The 320-nt window shown below is 70.9% G+C and carries 1 protein-coding gene; it reads right to left on the bottom strand.

Going from position 1 to position 320, the window contains the following annotated elements; genetic code table 11:
• Positions 1-320, bottom strand: a 320-nt coding sequence (locus tag D779_RS20780) for a hypothetical protein (RefSeq protein ID WP_043758518.1), incomplete at both ends; no start/stop codon positions are given.

The raw sequence follows: 320 nt of genomic DNA, 5'->3' as shown, positions 1-320 counted from the left end.
CCCCGAACAGCACCCGCAGCCGCTGCCACTCGACGCCGCCGTAATGGCGGGCCAGGGTCAGCCGGCGCGTGTCGAGCTTGGCCGCTTCCTGCTCCCACTGGTGCTTGGCGACCTGGAAGGCGCTCGCCGCATTCCACAGCGAATCGGCCGGATCGATACCCTGGTCCACCCGTTGCTGCTGATAGGTGAGCTGATCGCGGGCGAACTGGTGCGCGGCATCCAGGGCCCGGACCTGATGCGCCTGCTCGCACAGCGCCTGAACGTCGCCCAGCAACGCCGCCCGGGTCGCGTCCTCCTTGGCCGTGGCGCTGGCCCGGTCC

The organism is Imhoffiella purpurea (genome assembly GCF_000585215.1).
GTDB classification, from domain to species: domain Bacteria; phylum Pseudomonadota; class Gammaproteobacteria; order Chromatiales; family Chromatiaceae; genus Imhoffiella; species Imhoffiella purpurea.
The sequence above is the reverse complement of the archived record's forward strand: the minus strand, read 5'-3'. Positions and strand labels throughout refer to the sequence as shown.